Origin of the sequence: Buchnera aphidicola (Tuberolachnus salignus), from assembly GCF_900016785.1 — a bacterium.
GTDB classification, from domain to species: domain Bacteria; phylum Pseudomonadota; class Gammaproteobacteria; order Enterobacterales; family Enterobacteriaceae; genus Buchnera_F; species Buchnera_F aphidicola_M.
Map to the genome: position 1 here is coordinate 223,909 of NZ_LN890285.1, position 16,291 is coordinate 240,199.

A 16,291-nucleotide genomic window follows, 5' to 3' on the forward strand; every position below is an offset into this window, starting at 1 on the left:
AATTTTTAAAGAAAATTTTAAAAATTTGTTATATCAATAAATAAAATAATTTATTGATTTATTTTAATCTCAAAATTTTTTACATTTTTTAAAATTAATTAATAGGATTTTTATGAGCAAGCTAAAAATTGTCTTAATGAGACATGGGGAAAGCAAATGGAATAAATTAAATCAATTTACTGGTTGGCAAGATATTAAATTATCAAAATATGGTGAAGAAGAAGCATATTTAGCTGCAAAAAAAATTTTTCAAAAAAAATTTTTTTTTGATATTGCATACACTTCTGTATTAAAAAGAGCAATACATACATTATGGATTATTTTAAAATTTATTAATCACTCTTGGATTCCTATTAAAAAAAAATGGCAATTAAATGAGAGACATTACGGTTCTTTAGAAGGTTTAAACAAAACTGAAACTATTAAAAAATATGGAATCGAAAAAGTACAATTATGGCGTCGAAGTTTTACTATTTTACCTCCTTTTTTAAAAAAAACAGATTTAAGGCATCCTCATTATGATAGAAAATATAATTTTTTAAAACCTGAAGAATTACCGAGTTCGGAAAGTTTAGAAATAACTTTACAACGTGTAATAAAATGTTGGAAAAATAATATTTTTCCAAATTTTAAAAAAAATAAAAAAATTTTAATTATAGCTCATGGAAATTCTTTAAGAGCTCTAATAAAATATTTAAGTAATATGACTAGTGAACAAGTAATCAATTTGAATATTCCCACTGGAAAACCTATTATATATGAATTTTCAAATAAATTTATTCCTGAAAAATATTATTACCTTTAATTTTTTAAAAAAAATTTTTAAAACAAAATATTATTTTAGTTAAATTATGGAAAAACTTTTTTATTATGATAAAAAAAATTGGTATTTTAACTAGTGGAGGAGATTCTCCAGGAATGAACGCAGCAATTAAAGCTGTTGTTCAGGCTGCATTAAAAAAAAATATTAATGTTATCGGAATCTGTAATGGATATACTGGAGTAATACAAAAAAAATTTAAATTACTAAATGATAACAAAGTAAAAAATATTATGAATTATGGAGGAACAATTTTAGGATCTTCACGATTTCCTGAATTTAAACAAAAAAATATTCAAAAACAAGCTATCAAAAATCTTCATCAAAAAAATATTAATGCTTTAATTGTTATCGGAGGCAATGGGTCTTATAAAGGAGCACAATATTTAACGGAAATGGGTTTTCCATGTGTTGGAATCCCTGGAACAATAGATAACGACGTTCTTGGAACTGAATACACAATTGGATTTCAAACTGCTTTAAATACAGTTGTAAAATCAATTGATAAATTAAAAGATACTTCTTTATCACATCAAAGAATTATTATTATAGAAATAATGGGGCGTTATTGTGGCGATTTAGCTTTATCTGCTTTTTTTGCATGTAATTGTGATTTTGTAATTTTACCTACTGTTTTATTTAAAAAAAAAATATTAGTACAAGAAATTTTAAAAAATTTAAAAAAAGGTCAAAAAAATTTTATCATTCTGATGACTGAACATATTTATGATATTCATACATTATCAAATTATATACAAAAAAAAACTAATAAAGAAACAAGAGCTATTATTTTAGGTCATGTACAACGTGGTGGATCTCCTGTAACATATGATCGTATCTTAGCTACTCGTATGGGATATTATTCAATTAATATTTTATTAAAAGGAATATCTGGAGTGTGTATTGGAATAAAAAATAATTATATTGTCCATCAAAAAATTAAAAATTTATCTATTCATAAAAAAATGTCATTTATACAAAAATGGTCTTTAAAATCAAAAAATTTATATCATTATACATATTTTTAATGTTTATATATTTATATAAAAAAAAAATAATACATATTTAATAAATATTATTTTTCTTCTAAATTTTTTAGAAGAAAAATAATATTATAAGTTATATAAAATTATATAAAAAATATTTTATAATATATTAATTTTCATATTTTACATATTAGAAATTTCTATAATTTTCATAAATTCTTCTACTTGTAAAGAAGCTCCTCCTATTAAAAAACCATCAATATCTTTTTGATATATCAAAGTTTTGGCATTATTTTTTGTAACAGATCCACCATATTGTATAAAAAAATTTTTTAATATTTGATTCGATTTACTTTTTATGTAATTTCTTATAAAATGACAAATTGATTGAACTTCTTTAGGTGATCCAGAATTATGAGAGCCAATTGCCCAGATTGGTTCATATGCAATAATAGTATTATTAAATGCGCTTTCTCCACATAAATTAAAAATAACATCAATTTGTTTTTTACAAATTTCTTTTGTTTTATTAAAAATTTTTTCTTCTTTAGTTTCTCCAATACATAAAATAGGAACTAAATTTTCTTCCTTTAAAATTTTAAATTTTTTTGCAATGATTTCATTAGTTTCTTGATGGTATAAACGCCTTTCAGAATGACCAACAATAACATAAGAAATTCCAATATCTTTCAACATAATAGGAGAAATTTCTCCTGTAAACGGACCTGAAAAATGTATATCTACATTTTGAGCACCTAAAAAAAAATTATTCTGAATATTTTTTAATGTTTGTGTAATAAAATTAGAATACAAAATTGGAGGAGCAATAATTACAGTACAAATATTATAATATTTAATTAAAAATTGATTTAATGGTAGCAAGATATTTCGAATAAATTTTTTACTTCCATTTAATTTCCAATTTCCCATAATTATGGGTTTAATCATATTTTTAAATGTCCTCATATAGTTTTTAACGATTAAATAAAATTTTAATATTTAAAAATATAATAAAAATATTAATTATTTTTTATATAAGTTATATTAATACGATCACGTAATTGTTTTCCTGGTTTAAAATGCGGTACATATTTTCCTTTTAAATTTACTTTTTCTCCTGTTTTAGGATTTCTTCCAATACGTGCAAATCGATAATGTAATGAAAAACTTCCAAATCCTCGAATTTCTATTCTATTACCAGTTTCTAAAGATTTTGCCATATATTCTAAAATATTTTTTACTGTATTCTCAATAATTTTATATACAATATAATTTTTTTTTATTGAAATACGTTCAAACAATTCTGATTTTGTCATGTATTTTTTTCTTTTTTTATTAAAAATTTTATTCTTTAATTTTAAATATTATTCTGAATTATTTGCTTCTTCAAAAGCTACAGTCATTACATTTGATACGTCTTTTTTTGGATTAATATTTGAGATGTTAGAATTTTTTTTATTTTTAATTACACTATTTGGTGATAAAAGAGATAAATGAATAATTCTATTTTTACGATCAAATCCTATTAATTTTGTTTGTATAACATCTCCAATACTATACAAATTTTTATTTTCATTATTAGAATCTAAAGAAGAATTATTAATTTTAATATGTCCTTCTAAATTTTTTTTTAAATTAACAATTAAAATTTTTTCTGTAATTTTAAAAATAATTCCATCAATTAATGTATTTTTTTTATTTTTTAATAAAAAAGTATTAAATGGATCTTCTTTTAATTGTTTAATACCTAACGAAATTCTTTCACGTTCAGAATCTACTTGCAATACTACAGCAGAGATTTCATCTCCTTTTTTATATTTTTTAATAATAGTATCACTAATTTTTCCCCAAGAAATATCAGATAAATGCACTAAACCATCAATACCACCTTCTAAACCTATAAAAATACCAAAATCTGTAATAGATTTAATTTTTCCAAAAACTTGATGTCCTTTTTGATATTTTTCTGAAAAAACTTTCCAAGGATTAGTTTTGCATTGTTTTAAACCTAACGAAATTCTTCTTCTATTTTCATCAATATCTAATACTGTCACTTGAACATTTTCTTGGGTTTTAACTACTTTTGAAGGATGAATATTTTTGTTTGTCCAATCCATTTCTGATACATGTACTAATCCTTCTACCCCTTCTTGAATTTCTACAAAACAACCATAATCAGTTAAATTAGTTACTTTTCCTTGTAATTTAAAACCAATCGGATATCTTTTAGAAATATCAATCCAAGGATCAATACCTAATTGTTTTAATCCTAAAGATACTCGAGTTTTTTCTTTATCAAATTTTAAAATTTTAACTTGTATATCGTCACCAATATTTACAATTTCACTAGGATGTTTAACACGTTTCCAAGCCATATCAGTAATATGTAATAATCCATCGGCACCTCCTAAATCAATAAAAGCACCATAATCTGTAAGATTTTTTACAATTCCTTTAACTATTAAACCTTCCTTTAAATTTTCTAATAATTGTAAACGTTCTGCGCTGTTTTCAGATTCTATAACTGCCCGTCTAGAAACTACAACATTATTTCTTCTTTGATCTAGTTTAATAACTTTAAATTCTAACTCTTTTCCTTCTAAATGATTAGTTTCTCTAACTGGACGTATATCAACTAAAGAACCAGGTAAAAATGCTCGAATATCATTCAATTCAACTGTAAAACCTCCTTTTACTTTACCATTGATAACTCCCAATACAATAGATTTTTTTTCATAAGCTTTTTCTAAACATAACCATGCTTCATGTCTTTTTGCTTTATCACGAGATAAAGCAGTTTCTCCAAAACCGTCTTCAATTGCATCTAATGAAACATCTACAATATCACCAATTTTTACTTCTATCTTTCCTTTCGAATTTTTAAATTGTTCTATTGGAATAGAACATTCTGATTTTAAACCTGCATCTACTAAAACAATATCTTTTTTAATAGAAATAATTAATCCTGGAATAATAGATCCAGGTCGAGTTTTAACTTTTTTTAAAGATTTTTCAAATAATTCAGAAAAAGAAATTGTCATATTTTCAATCTTAAATTTTTTTATTTTATATCTAAATTATTTCCTTATACATTTAGAACGTGAAATTACATTATGAACATCCATTTCATAAAAATTTTTGAAAAAATTTTTAAATAATAATAGATTAACATATTCAAAAATGAATTTTTAAATTTTATTAATTTTTTTAAATCTTTTTTTTAAAAATTATAGACAAATTTTGAAAAAATTTTGGAAAAGTTTTATTAACACATTCAGGATTTAAAATTTTAATTTTAACTCCTGATAAAGATACTAAAGAGAAACACATTGCAATACGATGATCATTATATGTATTAATCACAGCGGAAATAAATTTTTTTGGAGGAAAAATATGTAAAAAATCTTTTCCTTCAATAACAGTTGCACCTACTTTTCTTAATTCTGTACTCATTGCTGTTAAACGATCTGTTTCTTTTACTCTCCAATTATAAATATTTTTAATATATACATCAGTTTCTGAAAATAACCCTAAAATAGCTACTGTCATTGCAGCATCTGGCATATGATTCAAATCAATTTTAATTCCTTTTAAAAAACCACGTGTACAAATAATAGAATTATTTTTCCATTTAATAATCGCACCCATAAGTTTTAAAACTTTGTAAAAATTTTTATCACCTTGTATACTATTTTTAGATAATCCTTCAACTTCAACACTTCCACCTTTAATTGCGGCAGCAGCTAAAAAATAAGTTGCAGAAGATGCGTCACCCTCAATAAAATAATTTTTTGGTGTTTTATACGTTTGATTACCTGAAATTTGAAAATGTAAATAATTTTTTAAAATTTTAATGTTTACTCCAAATTTTTTTATTAAATGTATGGTCAAATCAACATATGGTTTAGATACTAATTCGCCTAAAATAAAAATATTTGTTTCAAATTTTGCTAAAGGAGCCATAATTAATAAAGAACTTAAAAATTGACTAGAAATAGTACCTTTAATAGTAATTTTACCTCCTTTAAATCCACCTTTAATATGTATAGGAGGATAATTTTTTTTTTTACAATATTCAATATTTGCTCCACCTTGACATAAAGCATCTATTAAATGTTTAATAGGTCGTTCTTGCATACGTGAATTACCAGTTAAAATCAGATCATTATTACCTAATGATAAAACAGACACTAAAGGTCTCATTACCGTTCCAGCATTTCCTAAAAATAATTTTTTATTTTTTATATTTTGAAAATTTTTAAAAGATCCCAAAATTTTACATTCAGTATTATGGTTTTTTAATGTATACGATATACCTAAATTTTTTAAAGCAAGTAACATATATTGAGTATCGTCACTATTTAAAAGATTTTTTAATTTTGTAGTTCCAACAGATAATGCCGATAATAACAATACACGATTAGAAATACTTTTAGAACCAGGTAACGATACTTTTCCCGAGACAAAATTCGTTATCGGTATACACAATTTTTTTTTCATAATTTTATATTCTCGATTTTTTAAAAATTATATTTTAAATATATTAAAAATATTATCCAAATTTTTTTTCAAAATACTTCATAAATTTAATTAAAGAAAAAATACCTTTTATTGACATCGCATTATATATTGAAGCACGTATACCCCCATATGCGCTATGACCTTTCAGCCCATATAATTTATTTTTTTCTGCATTATTTAAAAAAATAGGTGTTAAAGTATGATTTTTTAAAAAAAAAGTAATATTCATTAAAGATCTATTTTCTGGAACTACTAAATTATTATAAAATTCAGTAGAATCAATATATTTATATAATGTTTTAGCTTTCAAAATATTTTTTTTTTCAATAGCAGCAATACCTCCTTTTTTTTTTAACCATTTAAATGTCAACCCTGCAACATACCAAGAAAATATTGGAGGTGTATTAAACATAGAATTTGTTTTAAATAAAATTTGATAATTTAAGATAGAAGGTACATTTTGTGTTATATTTTTTAATAAATCTTTTTTTATTATAATAATTGTTAAACCAGCAGGACCAATATTTTTCTGTGCACTAGCATAAATAAGACTATATTTTTTTATATTAATTACACGCGATAAAATAACAGAAGAAAAATCACCAATTACAATTTTTTGAGAAAAATTTGGTTCTTCAAAAATAGAAATTCCTTCAATAGTTTCATTTGGACAATAATGTACATATTGACTATCAGGATTTAATTTCCATTTATTCATTGGTAATAAAGTATGTAATTTAGAATTATTTATATATTTTATATTAATATTTTTTGGATGACAAAATTTTTTTGCTTCTAAAAATGCAGCATAAGACCAAAAACCACTATTAATATAATCAGAAGTTTCATGAGGTTTTAATAAATTTAAGGGAATAGCAGAAAACTGCCCTCTAGCCCCACCTTGAGCAAATAAAACATGATATTCAGATGGTATATTTAATAATTCTCTAAAATTTTTTTCTGTATTTATTGCATATTCTAAAAAATTTTTACTACGATGACTAATTTCTAAAATAGAACAATTACTTTTATTCCAGTTATGAAAATTTTTTTGGATTTTTAATAATATTTTTTTAGGAAACATAGCTGGACCAGGGTTAAAATTATAAATTTTCATGCAAAGTATACCTTCACTAATTTATCTAAAAAATGGTTAAAATTAAATAATATCGGCATTATTATAAAACATGCCGATATATAAAAAAAATAAAATTTACAGTATAATATTTAATTTAAAAAAGTCATACCATTCATATAAGGATTTTGTAAAATTTTTGGTATTTGAATACGTCCATCGGAACATTGATAATTTTCCAAAATTGCAGCTAATGTTCTTCCAACAGCTAATCCTGAACCATTTAATGTATGTAAAAAAACATTTTTTTTCATTTTATTATCATAATAACGAGAATTCATTCTGCGTGTTTGGAAATCACCCATTAAAGAACAAGAAGAAATTTCACGATACATATTTTGTGATGGAAACCAAACTTCTAAATCATATGTTTTTTGAGCAGAAAAACCTAATTCTCCTGTACACAATAATATTTTTCGATATGGTAATTTTAATAATTTAAGAATTTTTTCTGCATGTTGAGTTAAAAGATCTAATGCAGTATTTGAATATTGAGGTTTTACAATTTGTATAATTTCTACTTTTTCAAATTGATAATTTCGTATTAATCCTCGATTATTTTTTCCATATGCTAAATTTTCTGCACGAAAACAAGAACTTAATGCAGTCAATTTTAATGGCAAAAGATCTTCATTGATGATAGTATCTCGTATTAAATTTGTTAATGGTACTTCAGAAGTTGGTATTAAAAAATATTTTTTTTGTTTTTTTTTATTTATAAAATAAGTACAAAATAATTCATTTTCAAATTTAGGTAATTGTCCTGTACCAAAAACTGATTTTTGATTTACTAAATTTGGAACATAAGTTTCAATATATCCGTGCATTTTTGTATGTATATCTAGCATAAATTGACCTAAGGCTCGATGTAAAAGCGCAATAGAACCGCGCATAATTACAAAACCAGTGCCAGAAATTACAGAAGATAAATTCCAATCTAATCCTTTTAACTTTTGACCTAAAGTTACATGATCTTTTATAGAAAAATTAAATTTTTTTTGTTTTCCCCATTTATAAATTTCTTTATTATTTTTTGAAATTTTTCCTATTGGAGTGTCAATATGAGGTATATTAGGTATATAAATTAAAAAATTATAAATTTTTAATTGAATGTTTTTTAATTTTTTTTTTATTAAAATAGATTCACTTTTTAAAAAAAGTAATGTATTTTTAATAAAATTATAATTTACATATAAATTTTGATAATAAATTAAATATTTAGATAATTTTTTTCGATGATTTTGTAATTGTTCACTTAATATTTGATATTTTTTTCTATTGTGTTCTAATTTTTTTAAAGTCTGTATATCTAAAAAAAAATTTTTATTTTTTAATGTCTTTTGAAAATGTAAATAATTTTTTTTTAAAATATTGTAATTTAGCATAAAAATAATAATCTTATAATATGTGTTAAATGATAAAAAAACGTATATTAAAATTTATAATATTATAAAAAACTTATAAAATAAAAATTTTAATTTTATAAAATAATTTATAATTTTATTATAAAAGAATAATAAAAAATATTATATATATAAAAAATTTTATAAAATTTAAAAATTTATAAAAATTTTTTTAAAAAATACATATCATATATAAAATTTTTTAAAAATAAATTATAATTAATTTATTTTAAAAAAGGATTATAAAAATGTATATTAAAAAAAATATATATGTTCCATTAATTATTATTGGTTCAGGTCCAGCTGGATATACTGCTGGAATTTATGCGGCAAGATCAAATATAAAAACTATAATTTTTACAGGACCTTATCCTGGAGGACAATTATTAAATACTTCTTCAATAGAAAATTGGCCTGGAGATTTTAAAAATATTAGTGGTTATGATTTAATGGAAAGAATGAAAAAACATGTTCAAATTTTAAATGTGCAAATTTTTAATGAAACTGTTATAAAAATTTTATGTAAAAAAAAAAATTTTCTTATTTTTACTAATAATACACAATATATTTGTGATGCTATTATTATTGCTACTGGAGCAACTGCGCGTTTTTTAAATATTCCATTTGAAAAAGAATATTTAGGAAAAGGTATTTCTACTTGTGCGATTTGTGATGGTTATTTTTATAAAGAACAAATTGTAGCAGTTGTAGGAGGAGGAAATACTGCAATTGAAGAAGCATTATATTTATCAAATATAACAGAAAAAGTTATTTTAATACATCGTAAAAAAACTTTTAGTGCAGAAAAAATTTTAATTGAAAGATTACTAAAAAAAGTTTTTGAAAAAAAAATTTTAATTTATCAACCTTATTATATTCAAGAAATTATAGGAAACAAAAAAAATATTACACATATTAAAATTAAATCACTTGAAAATCAAGATAATAAAATTTTAAATATTTCAGGATTATTTATTGCTATAGGGTACATTCCAAATTCTCATATTTTTAAAAAATTTTTACAACTTAATTCAACAGGACATATAATTTTAAATCATCAACAAAAAATTTTTACAACTCAAACAAGTTATCCAGGAATTTTCGCGGCAGGAGATGTAACTGATAATCAATATCAACAAGCGATTACTGCATCAGCAAATGGATGTAAAGCAGCTATGGATGTAGAAAAATATTTACATATATAAATATGTATATTTTTTTAAAAAATATAAAAAATTTTTATAATTTAAAAAATAAAAAAGAGAAAAAAAGAATATGAAAGAAGAAAATATAGAAATGCAAGGTGTGGTGATTGATACTTTACCTAATACAATGTTTCGAGTAGAACTCGAAAATAAACATATTGTTATTGCGCATATTTCAGGAAAAATGAGAAAAAATTATATACGTATTTTAACAGGTGACAAAGTAACTTTAGAACTTACACCATATGATTTAAGCAAAGGAAGAATTATATTTCGTAGTCGATAGAAATATATTTAAAAATATTATTTTATTAAATTTAAAATCTTTTTTAAAAAAAAAATTTAAAATATTTAAGGATTAAAATGCGAACTACAAAATGCGGAAATTTAAAAAATATTCATATTAAAAAAAAAATTGTTTTATGTGGTTGGGTTGAAAAAATCAGAAATTTAGGTAAATTAATATTTTTGCAATTAAGAGATAGATATGGAATTTCACAAATTGTTTTTAATACAAAATTTTTAAAAAAATTTCCAGAAGTTGCACAAATAAAATTAGAATTTTGTATGCAAATTATTGGAATTGTACAAAAAAAAAAAAATCATAATAATTTAAAAAAAATAGAAAATTATGAAGTTGTTGCCCAACAATATAAAATTTTTAATAAAACTTTACCTATACCATTTGATTATACACAAAAAAATAAGGAAGAAATACGATTAAAATATAGATATCTAGATTTACGTAATAAAAAAATGATTAATAATTTAAAAATTAGAAATTTAATTACATCATTAACTAGAAAATATTTAGAAAAAAATAATTTTTTAGAAATTGAAACGCCAATTTTAACCAAATCTACACCAGAAGGAGCAGAAAATTTTTTAATAAATAGTCAATATTTAGGTAAATATTATGCATTACCTCAATCTCCTCAATTGTTTAAACAAATGTTAATGATTGCAGGATTAGATAAATATTATCAAATTGCTAGATGTTTTCGAAATGAAGATTTACGTTCTGATCGGCAACCAGAATTTACACAAATTGATATTGAAGTTTCTTTTATGAAATCAATTAAATTGCAAAAATTTATAGAAATTTTAATTACTAAAATTTGGCTCAAAATTTTAAAAGTAAAATTAGACATTTTTCCAAAATTAACATATAAAAAAAGTTTAAAATATTATGCAACTGACAAACCAGATTTGAGAAATCCATTACAATTTCAAGATATCACAAAAATTTTAAAAAAAAAATGGAATATTTTTTTTTCTAATTTTCAATATTTAAAAAATACTCAAAAAATTGTAACTTTGCATATTTCAAAAGGTTTGTTATTATTTAAAAAAAATAATTTTAATAATTATAAAAAAATTTTAAAAAAATTTAATATTAAAAATTTTTATGTAATTACAATTTTAGAAAATATTATTCAAATTAATGATTTACTTTCTAAAAAAATATTACCTGATATGTACAATCTATGTAAAAAAATAATTTTTTTTTTAAAATGTATTAAAAATGATATATTGTTTATTTTTGTAAATACTAAAAATACTATTAATAAAGCTTTATCAACGCTCAGAACAAAAATAGGTAAAGATTTAAATTTAATTCAAGAAAATCTTTGGAAACCAGTTTGGATCATAGATTTTCCTCTTTTTAAAATTAATAAAAAAAATAAAAATTTAAAATCAATTCATCATCCATTTACAGCTCCAAAAAAATATTCTCAAAAAATAACAAAAGAAAATTCTTTAAAAATAATTTCTAGTGCATATGATTTAGTTATTAATGGATATGAAATAGGTGGTGGTTCACAGCGTATTTATGATTTTTTATTACAAAAAAAAATTTTTGATTTATTAAATATTGAATATAAAGAACAAGAAAAAAATTTTGATTTTTTTTTAAATGCATTAAAATATGGTACTCCTCCGCATGCAGGATTAGCTTTAGGTTTAGATCGGATCGTAATGTTATTAACAAAAAGTAAAACTATTAAAGACGTTATTGCATTTCCAAAATCTAATACAGCAATATGTTTATTAACAGGCGCTCCAAATGAATAAATAAAACACATAATTATAAAAACCATCATGATTTTTTAATATGTTGGTTTTTTATAAAATTTATTATTTTAATCTTATAATATATAATTTTTTTTTGGAGATAATATGGCAGGACATAGTAAATGGGCAAACACTAAACATAGAAAAGCAGCACAAGATTATAAAAAAAGTCAAAAATTTATGAAATTAATACGTAATATTACACGAGCAAGTGAAAAATATGGTACTGACCCTAATATAAATTTTTCTTTAAGAGCTGCTATTGAAAAAGCTACTAATAATAATATTACTAAAGAAACTATTCAAAAAGCAATTCAACGTATTCAAAAAAAAATAAAAACAAAAAAAATTTTAAAAATATCAAAATATGCGGGTTACAATAATGAAGGTATGGTGATTATCGTTTATTATACTCAAAAAAACGATATAATTTTTAAAAAAAAAATTGAAGAAATTTTTTTTAAATATAATTTTATTTTTGTAAATTATTTAAAAATTAAATATTTGTTTCAAAAAAAAATAATTTTTTTATTTTCTAACACACCTAAAAATAAAAAAATTTTAATAAATATTATGAAAAAAAATTCACATGATAATATTTTAATAAAAAAAGAAAATTATATTAAAATTATCGTATCTCGTAACTATAGTAAAATTTTTAAAAAAGAATTTAAAAATTTTTCTTTAAAAATTTTTAAAACATATATAAAAAAAATTGCTATAAAATCTCAAAAATTTCACGATACATTATTAATACAATTTCGAAATTTTTTAAAAATTTTGAAAAAAATAAAAAATATTAAAGAAATCGTACATAATGTTAAATTTAAAAAAAAAATATAATTTTTTTAAAATAAATTGCTTGTATTCTCCAGAATTTTTTCTGTCAAAAACAAGCATTTTTCTAATAAAAATGAAAAAATTTTATATTATGTTTATAATGCAACAAATTTTCTAAAAATCATAATGTGTAAAAATATTAATCAATTTTAAGAATTCGACACATATTTATATCTTGAGAATGTTGATTTTGATAATTATCTTGAACAATGATTATAAAATCTTTTCTTTTAATAAATTTTTTATATTTCAAATGATTGATTGCTACATTTATAAAAGTACTATTTTGAATATCATTTTTTATAAAAATAGGAAAAACACCGCGATATATCGTACAAACTTTTAAAAGAGACATATTTGAAGATATTATAAAAATAGGACAATGAGTTGAAATTCTAGAAGATATTAATGCTGATTGACTTGAAAATGTAAATAATAAAATAGCAGAAACATTAAGTAAATGATTTGCAGCATACATTGAAGACATTAAAATAGCTTCTGAAATATTATCAAATTTTGTATATAATCTATGTTTTGAAATTTTAATACAAGGAATTTGTTCTGTATCTAAACAAATTTTTGACATTTTTTTAATTGTTTCTATTGGAAATTTTCCAGATGCAGTTTCTGCAGATAACATAACTGCATCAGTTTTATCTAAAACTGCATTTGCAACATCAGAGACTTCAGCACGTGTTGGAAAAGAATTATAAACCATAGATTCCATCATTTGAGTGGCTGTAATAACTGCTCGATTTAATTTTCTAGCCATATGAATTAATTTTTTTTGTATTTCAATTAATTTTGTATCTCCAATTTCAACACCTAAATCTCCACGAGCAATCATAATTATATCAGATTCTAAAATTAAATTTTGAATATTTTCATCTGTTTTTACCGCTTCTGCTCTTTCTATTTTGGCAATTATTTTCGCTTGACTTCCAGATTTATTTAATAATTGACGTGCATATTTCAAATCTTGAGCAGTACGAGGAAATGAAATAGCTAAAAAATCAACATTAATTTTAGCAGCCAATTTAATATCTTTTTTATCTTTTTTTGTTAAAGATTCCGCAGATAATCCTCCGCCTAACTTGTTTAAACCTTTATTATTAGTTAAAAATCCTCCTATTAATACTTGTGTTATAATTTTAGTATTAAAAATTTTTATAACTTGTAATTGTATTCGACCATCATCTAATAATAAAATATCATTATATTTTACTTCTTCTGGTAATTTAGAATAATTTACACCTACTTCAGTTTCAGTACCATTATTTTCTTCTATTGAAGGATCTAAAACAAAAATATCTCCTGTTTTTAAAAAAATTTTTTTTTTTCGAAAACTAGAAATTCTAATTTTAGGACCTTGTAAATCCCCTAATAAAGAAACAATTATACCTAATTTTTTTGATATCTTAATAATTTTTTCTGCTCTTTTAATATGATCTTCTGGAATTCCATGTGAAAAATTCAATCTAAAAACATTTGCTCCAGATGTAATCATTTTTTCTAAAATTCCTGGATAATCTGTTGAAGGACCTAAAGTAGTTACAATTTTAGTTCTTGGTAAATATAAACCCATAATAACATCCTTATATAAAAAATATAAAAATTTTTATAATTAAAATTTTATTTTTTAAAATAAAATATTTTATTAATAATACCATATATTATTTATATATTTATTAATAAAAAGTTTTAAAAATTTATTTTTAGTAAAAAATTTAATTTTTTTTTAAATTTATGTATAATATAATTTTTATCAAAAAAATTTTTTTATAATAAAAAATGAGAAATTATCATATGTTAAAAAACAATATATTATACGATTTTGTAATTTTTGGAGCCACTGGAGATTTAGCTACTAAAAAATTGTTACCTACTATATATATGTTAGAAAAAAAAAAAAAACTAAAAAAAAATAAAAAAATTATTGCTATTGCTCGTACTAATTTTAATACTATTCAATATATTTCTAAAATATATGAAAATTTTAAAAAAAATATTAAAAATTTTAAAAATGATATTATATGGAACAATTTTAAAAAAAAAATATATTATTGTTCTTTAGATATTCAAAATATTGATAATTTTATTCAATTAAAAAATATTTTAAAATTTAAAAATCAACTTATTATTTATTATTTTTGTGTAATGCCATCTTTATACGTTTTTATTTGTAAAGGATTAAAAAAATTTCAATTTAATTATCATAATGCTCGTATTATTATTGAAAAACCAATTGGAACTTCTTATGAAGATTATAAAAATATTAAAAATATATTATTAAAAAGTTTTAAAAAAGATCAAATTTATAGAATAGATCATTATTTAGGAAAAAATTCTATATTAAATATTTTACCATTACGATTTTCTAATATTTTTTTTTTTAATAATTGGTGTTCTCAATTTATTGATCACATTCAAATTACAATTTCTGAAAAAATTGGTATCGAAAATAGATGGAATTATTTTGATAAAATTGGACAAATTAAAGATATGCTCCAAAATCACTTATTACATATTTTATGTTTAATAGCAATAGAGCCACCTAAATCATTAAATTTTTTAGAAATCAAAAAAGAAAAAATAAATATATTAAAAAATTTACAAATTATTACTGATTTAAATTCTATTTCAATTGGTCAATATACAAAAAATATCATTTCTGAAAAAAAAATAAAATCTTATTTAGAAGAAAACAATTTAAAAAAAAATAGTTTTACTGAAACTTTTATTGCCTTAAAAGTATTTATTAATACTCCTAGATGGAAAAATGTACCTTTTTATTTACGCACTGGAAAAAGATTATCTAAAAAATGTACAAAAATTGTAATTTTTTATAAAAATATATATAATTTTTCTCATTTTTCTAATATTAATGAAAATTTTAATAATTGTTTAACAATTTATTTACAACCTAAATCAAAAATTTTTATGAATTTTTATTTTAAAAATAAAGAAAATAATTTTTTTAATAATTTGAAAAAAAATCAAATTACATTTTATAACGAAAAAAAAATATATAATAATAATTTTTTGTCAGATTATGAAAAATTATTTTTAGAGATTATTCATGGAAAAAAAGATTTATTTGTAACATCAAAAGAAATTGAATTTTCTTGGAAATGGATTGATCCAATAATTCAATTGTATACCCAAAATTATAATATTTTAGAATATTATCCAGCTGGAAGTTGGGGTCCTACATCATCCGAAATATTATTAAAAAAAGATCAAAAACAATGGAATAATGAAACTATTTAATAAAAATATTTTTTATAATATAAAAAATATTTAAA

At 21.1% G+C, this 16,291-nt stretch carries 14 protein-coding genes; 7 read left to right on the plus strand and 7 right to left on the minus strand.

Annotation, left to right across the window (positions count from 1 at the left end; genetic code table 11):
- Positions 1 to 112 precede the first annotated feature (112 nt).
- Both gpmA and pfkA read left to right on the plus strand, forming a co-directional pair.
- The gene (gene gpmA, locus BTSPAZIEG_RS00985; protein WP_075472591.1) at positions 113 to 805 is read left to right on the plus strand and encodes a 2,3-diphosphoglycerate-dependent phosphoglycerate mutase; all 693 of its coding nucleotides are present in this window, start codon (positions 113 to 115) and stop codon (positions 803 to 805) included.
- A 65-nt stretch (positions 806 to 870) separates the two neighbouring features.
- A complete protein-coding gene (gene pfkA, locus BTSPAZIEG_RS00990) occupies positions 871 to 1,848 on the plus strand; it encodes a 6-phosphofructokinase (protein ID WP_075472593.1) in 978 nt (325 codons plus the stop codon).
- A 141-nt stretch (positions 1,849 to 1,989) separates the two neighbouring features.
- On the opposite strand, the gene tpiA is transcribed toward pfkA, so the two are convergent.
- From tpiA to serS, 6 genes are all read right to left on the minus strand, one after another.
- Positions 1,990 to 2,754: a triose-phosphate isomerase gene (tpiA, locus tag BTSPAZIEG_RS00995; RefSeq protein WP_075472595.1), complete on the minus strand. Its 765-nt coding sequence runs from the start codon at positions 2,752 to 2,754 to the stop codon at positions 1,990 to 1,992.
- Positions 2,755 to 2,825: 71 nt separating this feature from the next.
- Positions 2,826 to 3,122 carry an integration host factor subunit beta gene (locus BTSPAZIEG_RS01000; protein WP_075472597.1) on the minus strand — a complete coding sequence of 99 codons (297 nt, stop codon included), beginning with the start codon at positions 3,120 to 3,122 and terminating at the stop codon, positions 2,826 to 2,828.
- A 48-nt stretch (positions 3,123 to 3,170) separates the two neighbouring features.
- A complete protein-coding gene (gene rpsA, locus BTSPAZIEG_RS01005; protein WP_075472599.1) occupies positions 3,171 to 4,847 on the minus strand; it encodes a 30S ribosomal protein S1 in 1,677 nt (558 codons plus the stop codon).
- A 166-nt stretch (positions 4,848 to 5,013) separates the two neighbouring features.
- Positions 5,014 to 6,306 (minus strand): 3-phosphoshikimate 1-carboxyvinyltransferase, encoded by a 1,293-nt coding sequence (gene aroA, locus BTSPAZIEG_RS01010; protein WP_075472601.1) that lies wholly within the window; start codon positions 6,304 to 6,306, stop codon positions 5,014 to 5,016.
- 52 nt (positions 6,307 to 6,358) lie between these two features.
- A complete protein-coding gene (gene serC, locus BTSPAZIEG_RS01015) occupies positions 6,359 to 7,444 on the minus strand; it encodes a 3-phosphoserine/phosphohydroxythreonine transaminase (protein WP_075472604.1) in 1,086 nt (361 codons plus the stop codon).
- Positions 7,445 to 7,554: 110 nt separating this feature from the next.
- On the minus strand, positions 7,555 to 8,847 hold the full coding sequence (gene serS, locus BTSPAZIEG_RS01020) for a serine--tRNA ligase (protein ID WP_075472606.1): 1,293 nt from the start codon (positions 8,845 to 8,847) through the stop codon (positions 7,555 to 7,557).
- A 266-nt stretch (positions 8,848 to 9,113) separates the two neighbouring features.
- Here serS and trxB point away from each other — a divergent pair, with 266 nt between their 5' ends.
- The 4 genes from trxB to BTSPAZIEG_RS01040 all read left to right on the plus strand — a co-directional run bounded on the left by trxB (position 9,114) and on the right by BTSPAZIEG_RS01040 (position 12,989).
- Complete coding sequence (trxB, locus tag BTSPAZIEG_RS01025) at positions 9,114 to 10,070, plus strand: thioredoxin-disulfide reductase (protein WP_075472609.1); 957 nt, start codon at positions 9,114 to 9,116, stop codon at positions 10,068 to 10,070.
- A gap of 70 nt (positions 10,071 to 10,140) precedes the next feature.
- Positions 10,141 to 10,356 carry a translation initiation factor IF-1 gene (gene infA, locus BTSPAZIEG_RS01030; RefSeq protein WP_075472611.1) on the plus strand — a complete coding sequence of 72 codons (216 nt, stop codon included), beginning with the start codon at positions 10,141 to 10,143 and terminating at the stop codon, positions 10,354 to 10,356.
- A gap of 77 nt (positions 10,357 to 10,433) precedes the next feature.
- Positions 10,434 to 12,146: an aspartate--tRNA ligase gene (gene aspS / locus BTSPAZIEG_RS01035; RefSeq protein ID WP_075472613.1), complete on the plus strand. Its 1,713-nt coding sequence runs from the start codon at positions 10,434 to 10,436 to the stop codon at positions 12,144 to 12,146.
- A gap of 105 nt (positions 12,147 to 12,251) precedes the next feature.
- On the plus strand, positions 12,252 to 12,989 hold the full coding sequence (locus BTSPAZIEG_RS01040) for a YebC/PmpR family DNA-binding transcriptional regulator (protein WP_075472615.1): 738 nt from the start codon (positions 12,252 to 12,254) through the stop codon (positions 12,987 to 12,989).
- Between the two features lie 136 nt (positions 12,990 to 13,125).
- Here BTSPAZIEG_RS01040 and pyk read toward each other — a convergent pair whose 3' ends face one another.
- Positions 13,126 to 14,571: a pyruvate kinase gene (pyk, locus tag BTSPAZIEG_RS01045; protein WP_075472617.1), complete on the minus strand. Its 1,446-nt coding sequence runs from the start codon at positions 14,569 to 14,571 to the stop codon at positions 13,126 to 13,128.
- A 221-nt stretch (positions 14,572 to 14,792) separates the two neighbouring features.
- Here pyk and zwf point away from each other — a divergent pair, with 221 nt between their 5' ends.
- Positions 14,793 to 16,256 (plus strand): glucose-6-phosphate dehydrogenase, encoded by a 1,464-nt coding sequence (zwf, locus tag BTSPAZIEG_RS01050; RefSeq protein WP_075472619.1) that lies wholly within the window; start codon positions 14,793 to 14,795, stop codon positions 16,254 to 16,256.
- Positions 16,257 to 16,291: the final 35 nt, after the last annotated feature.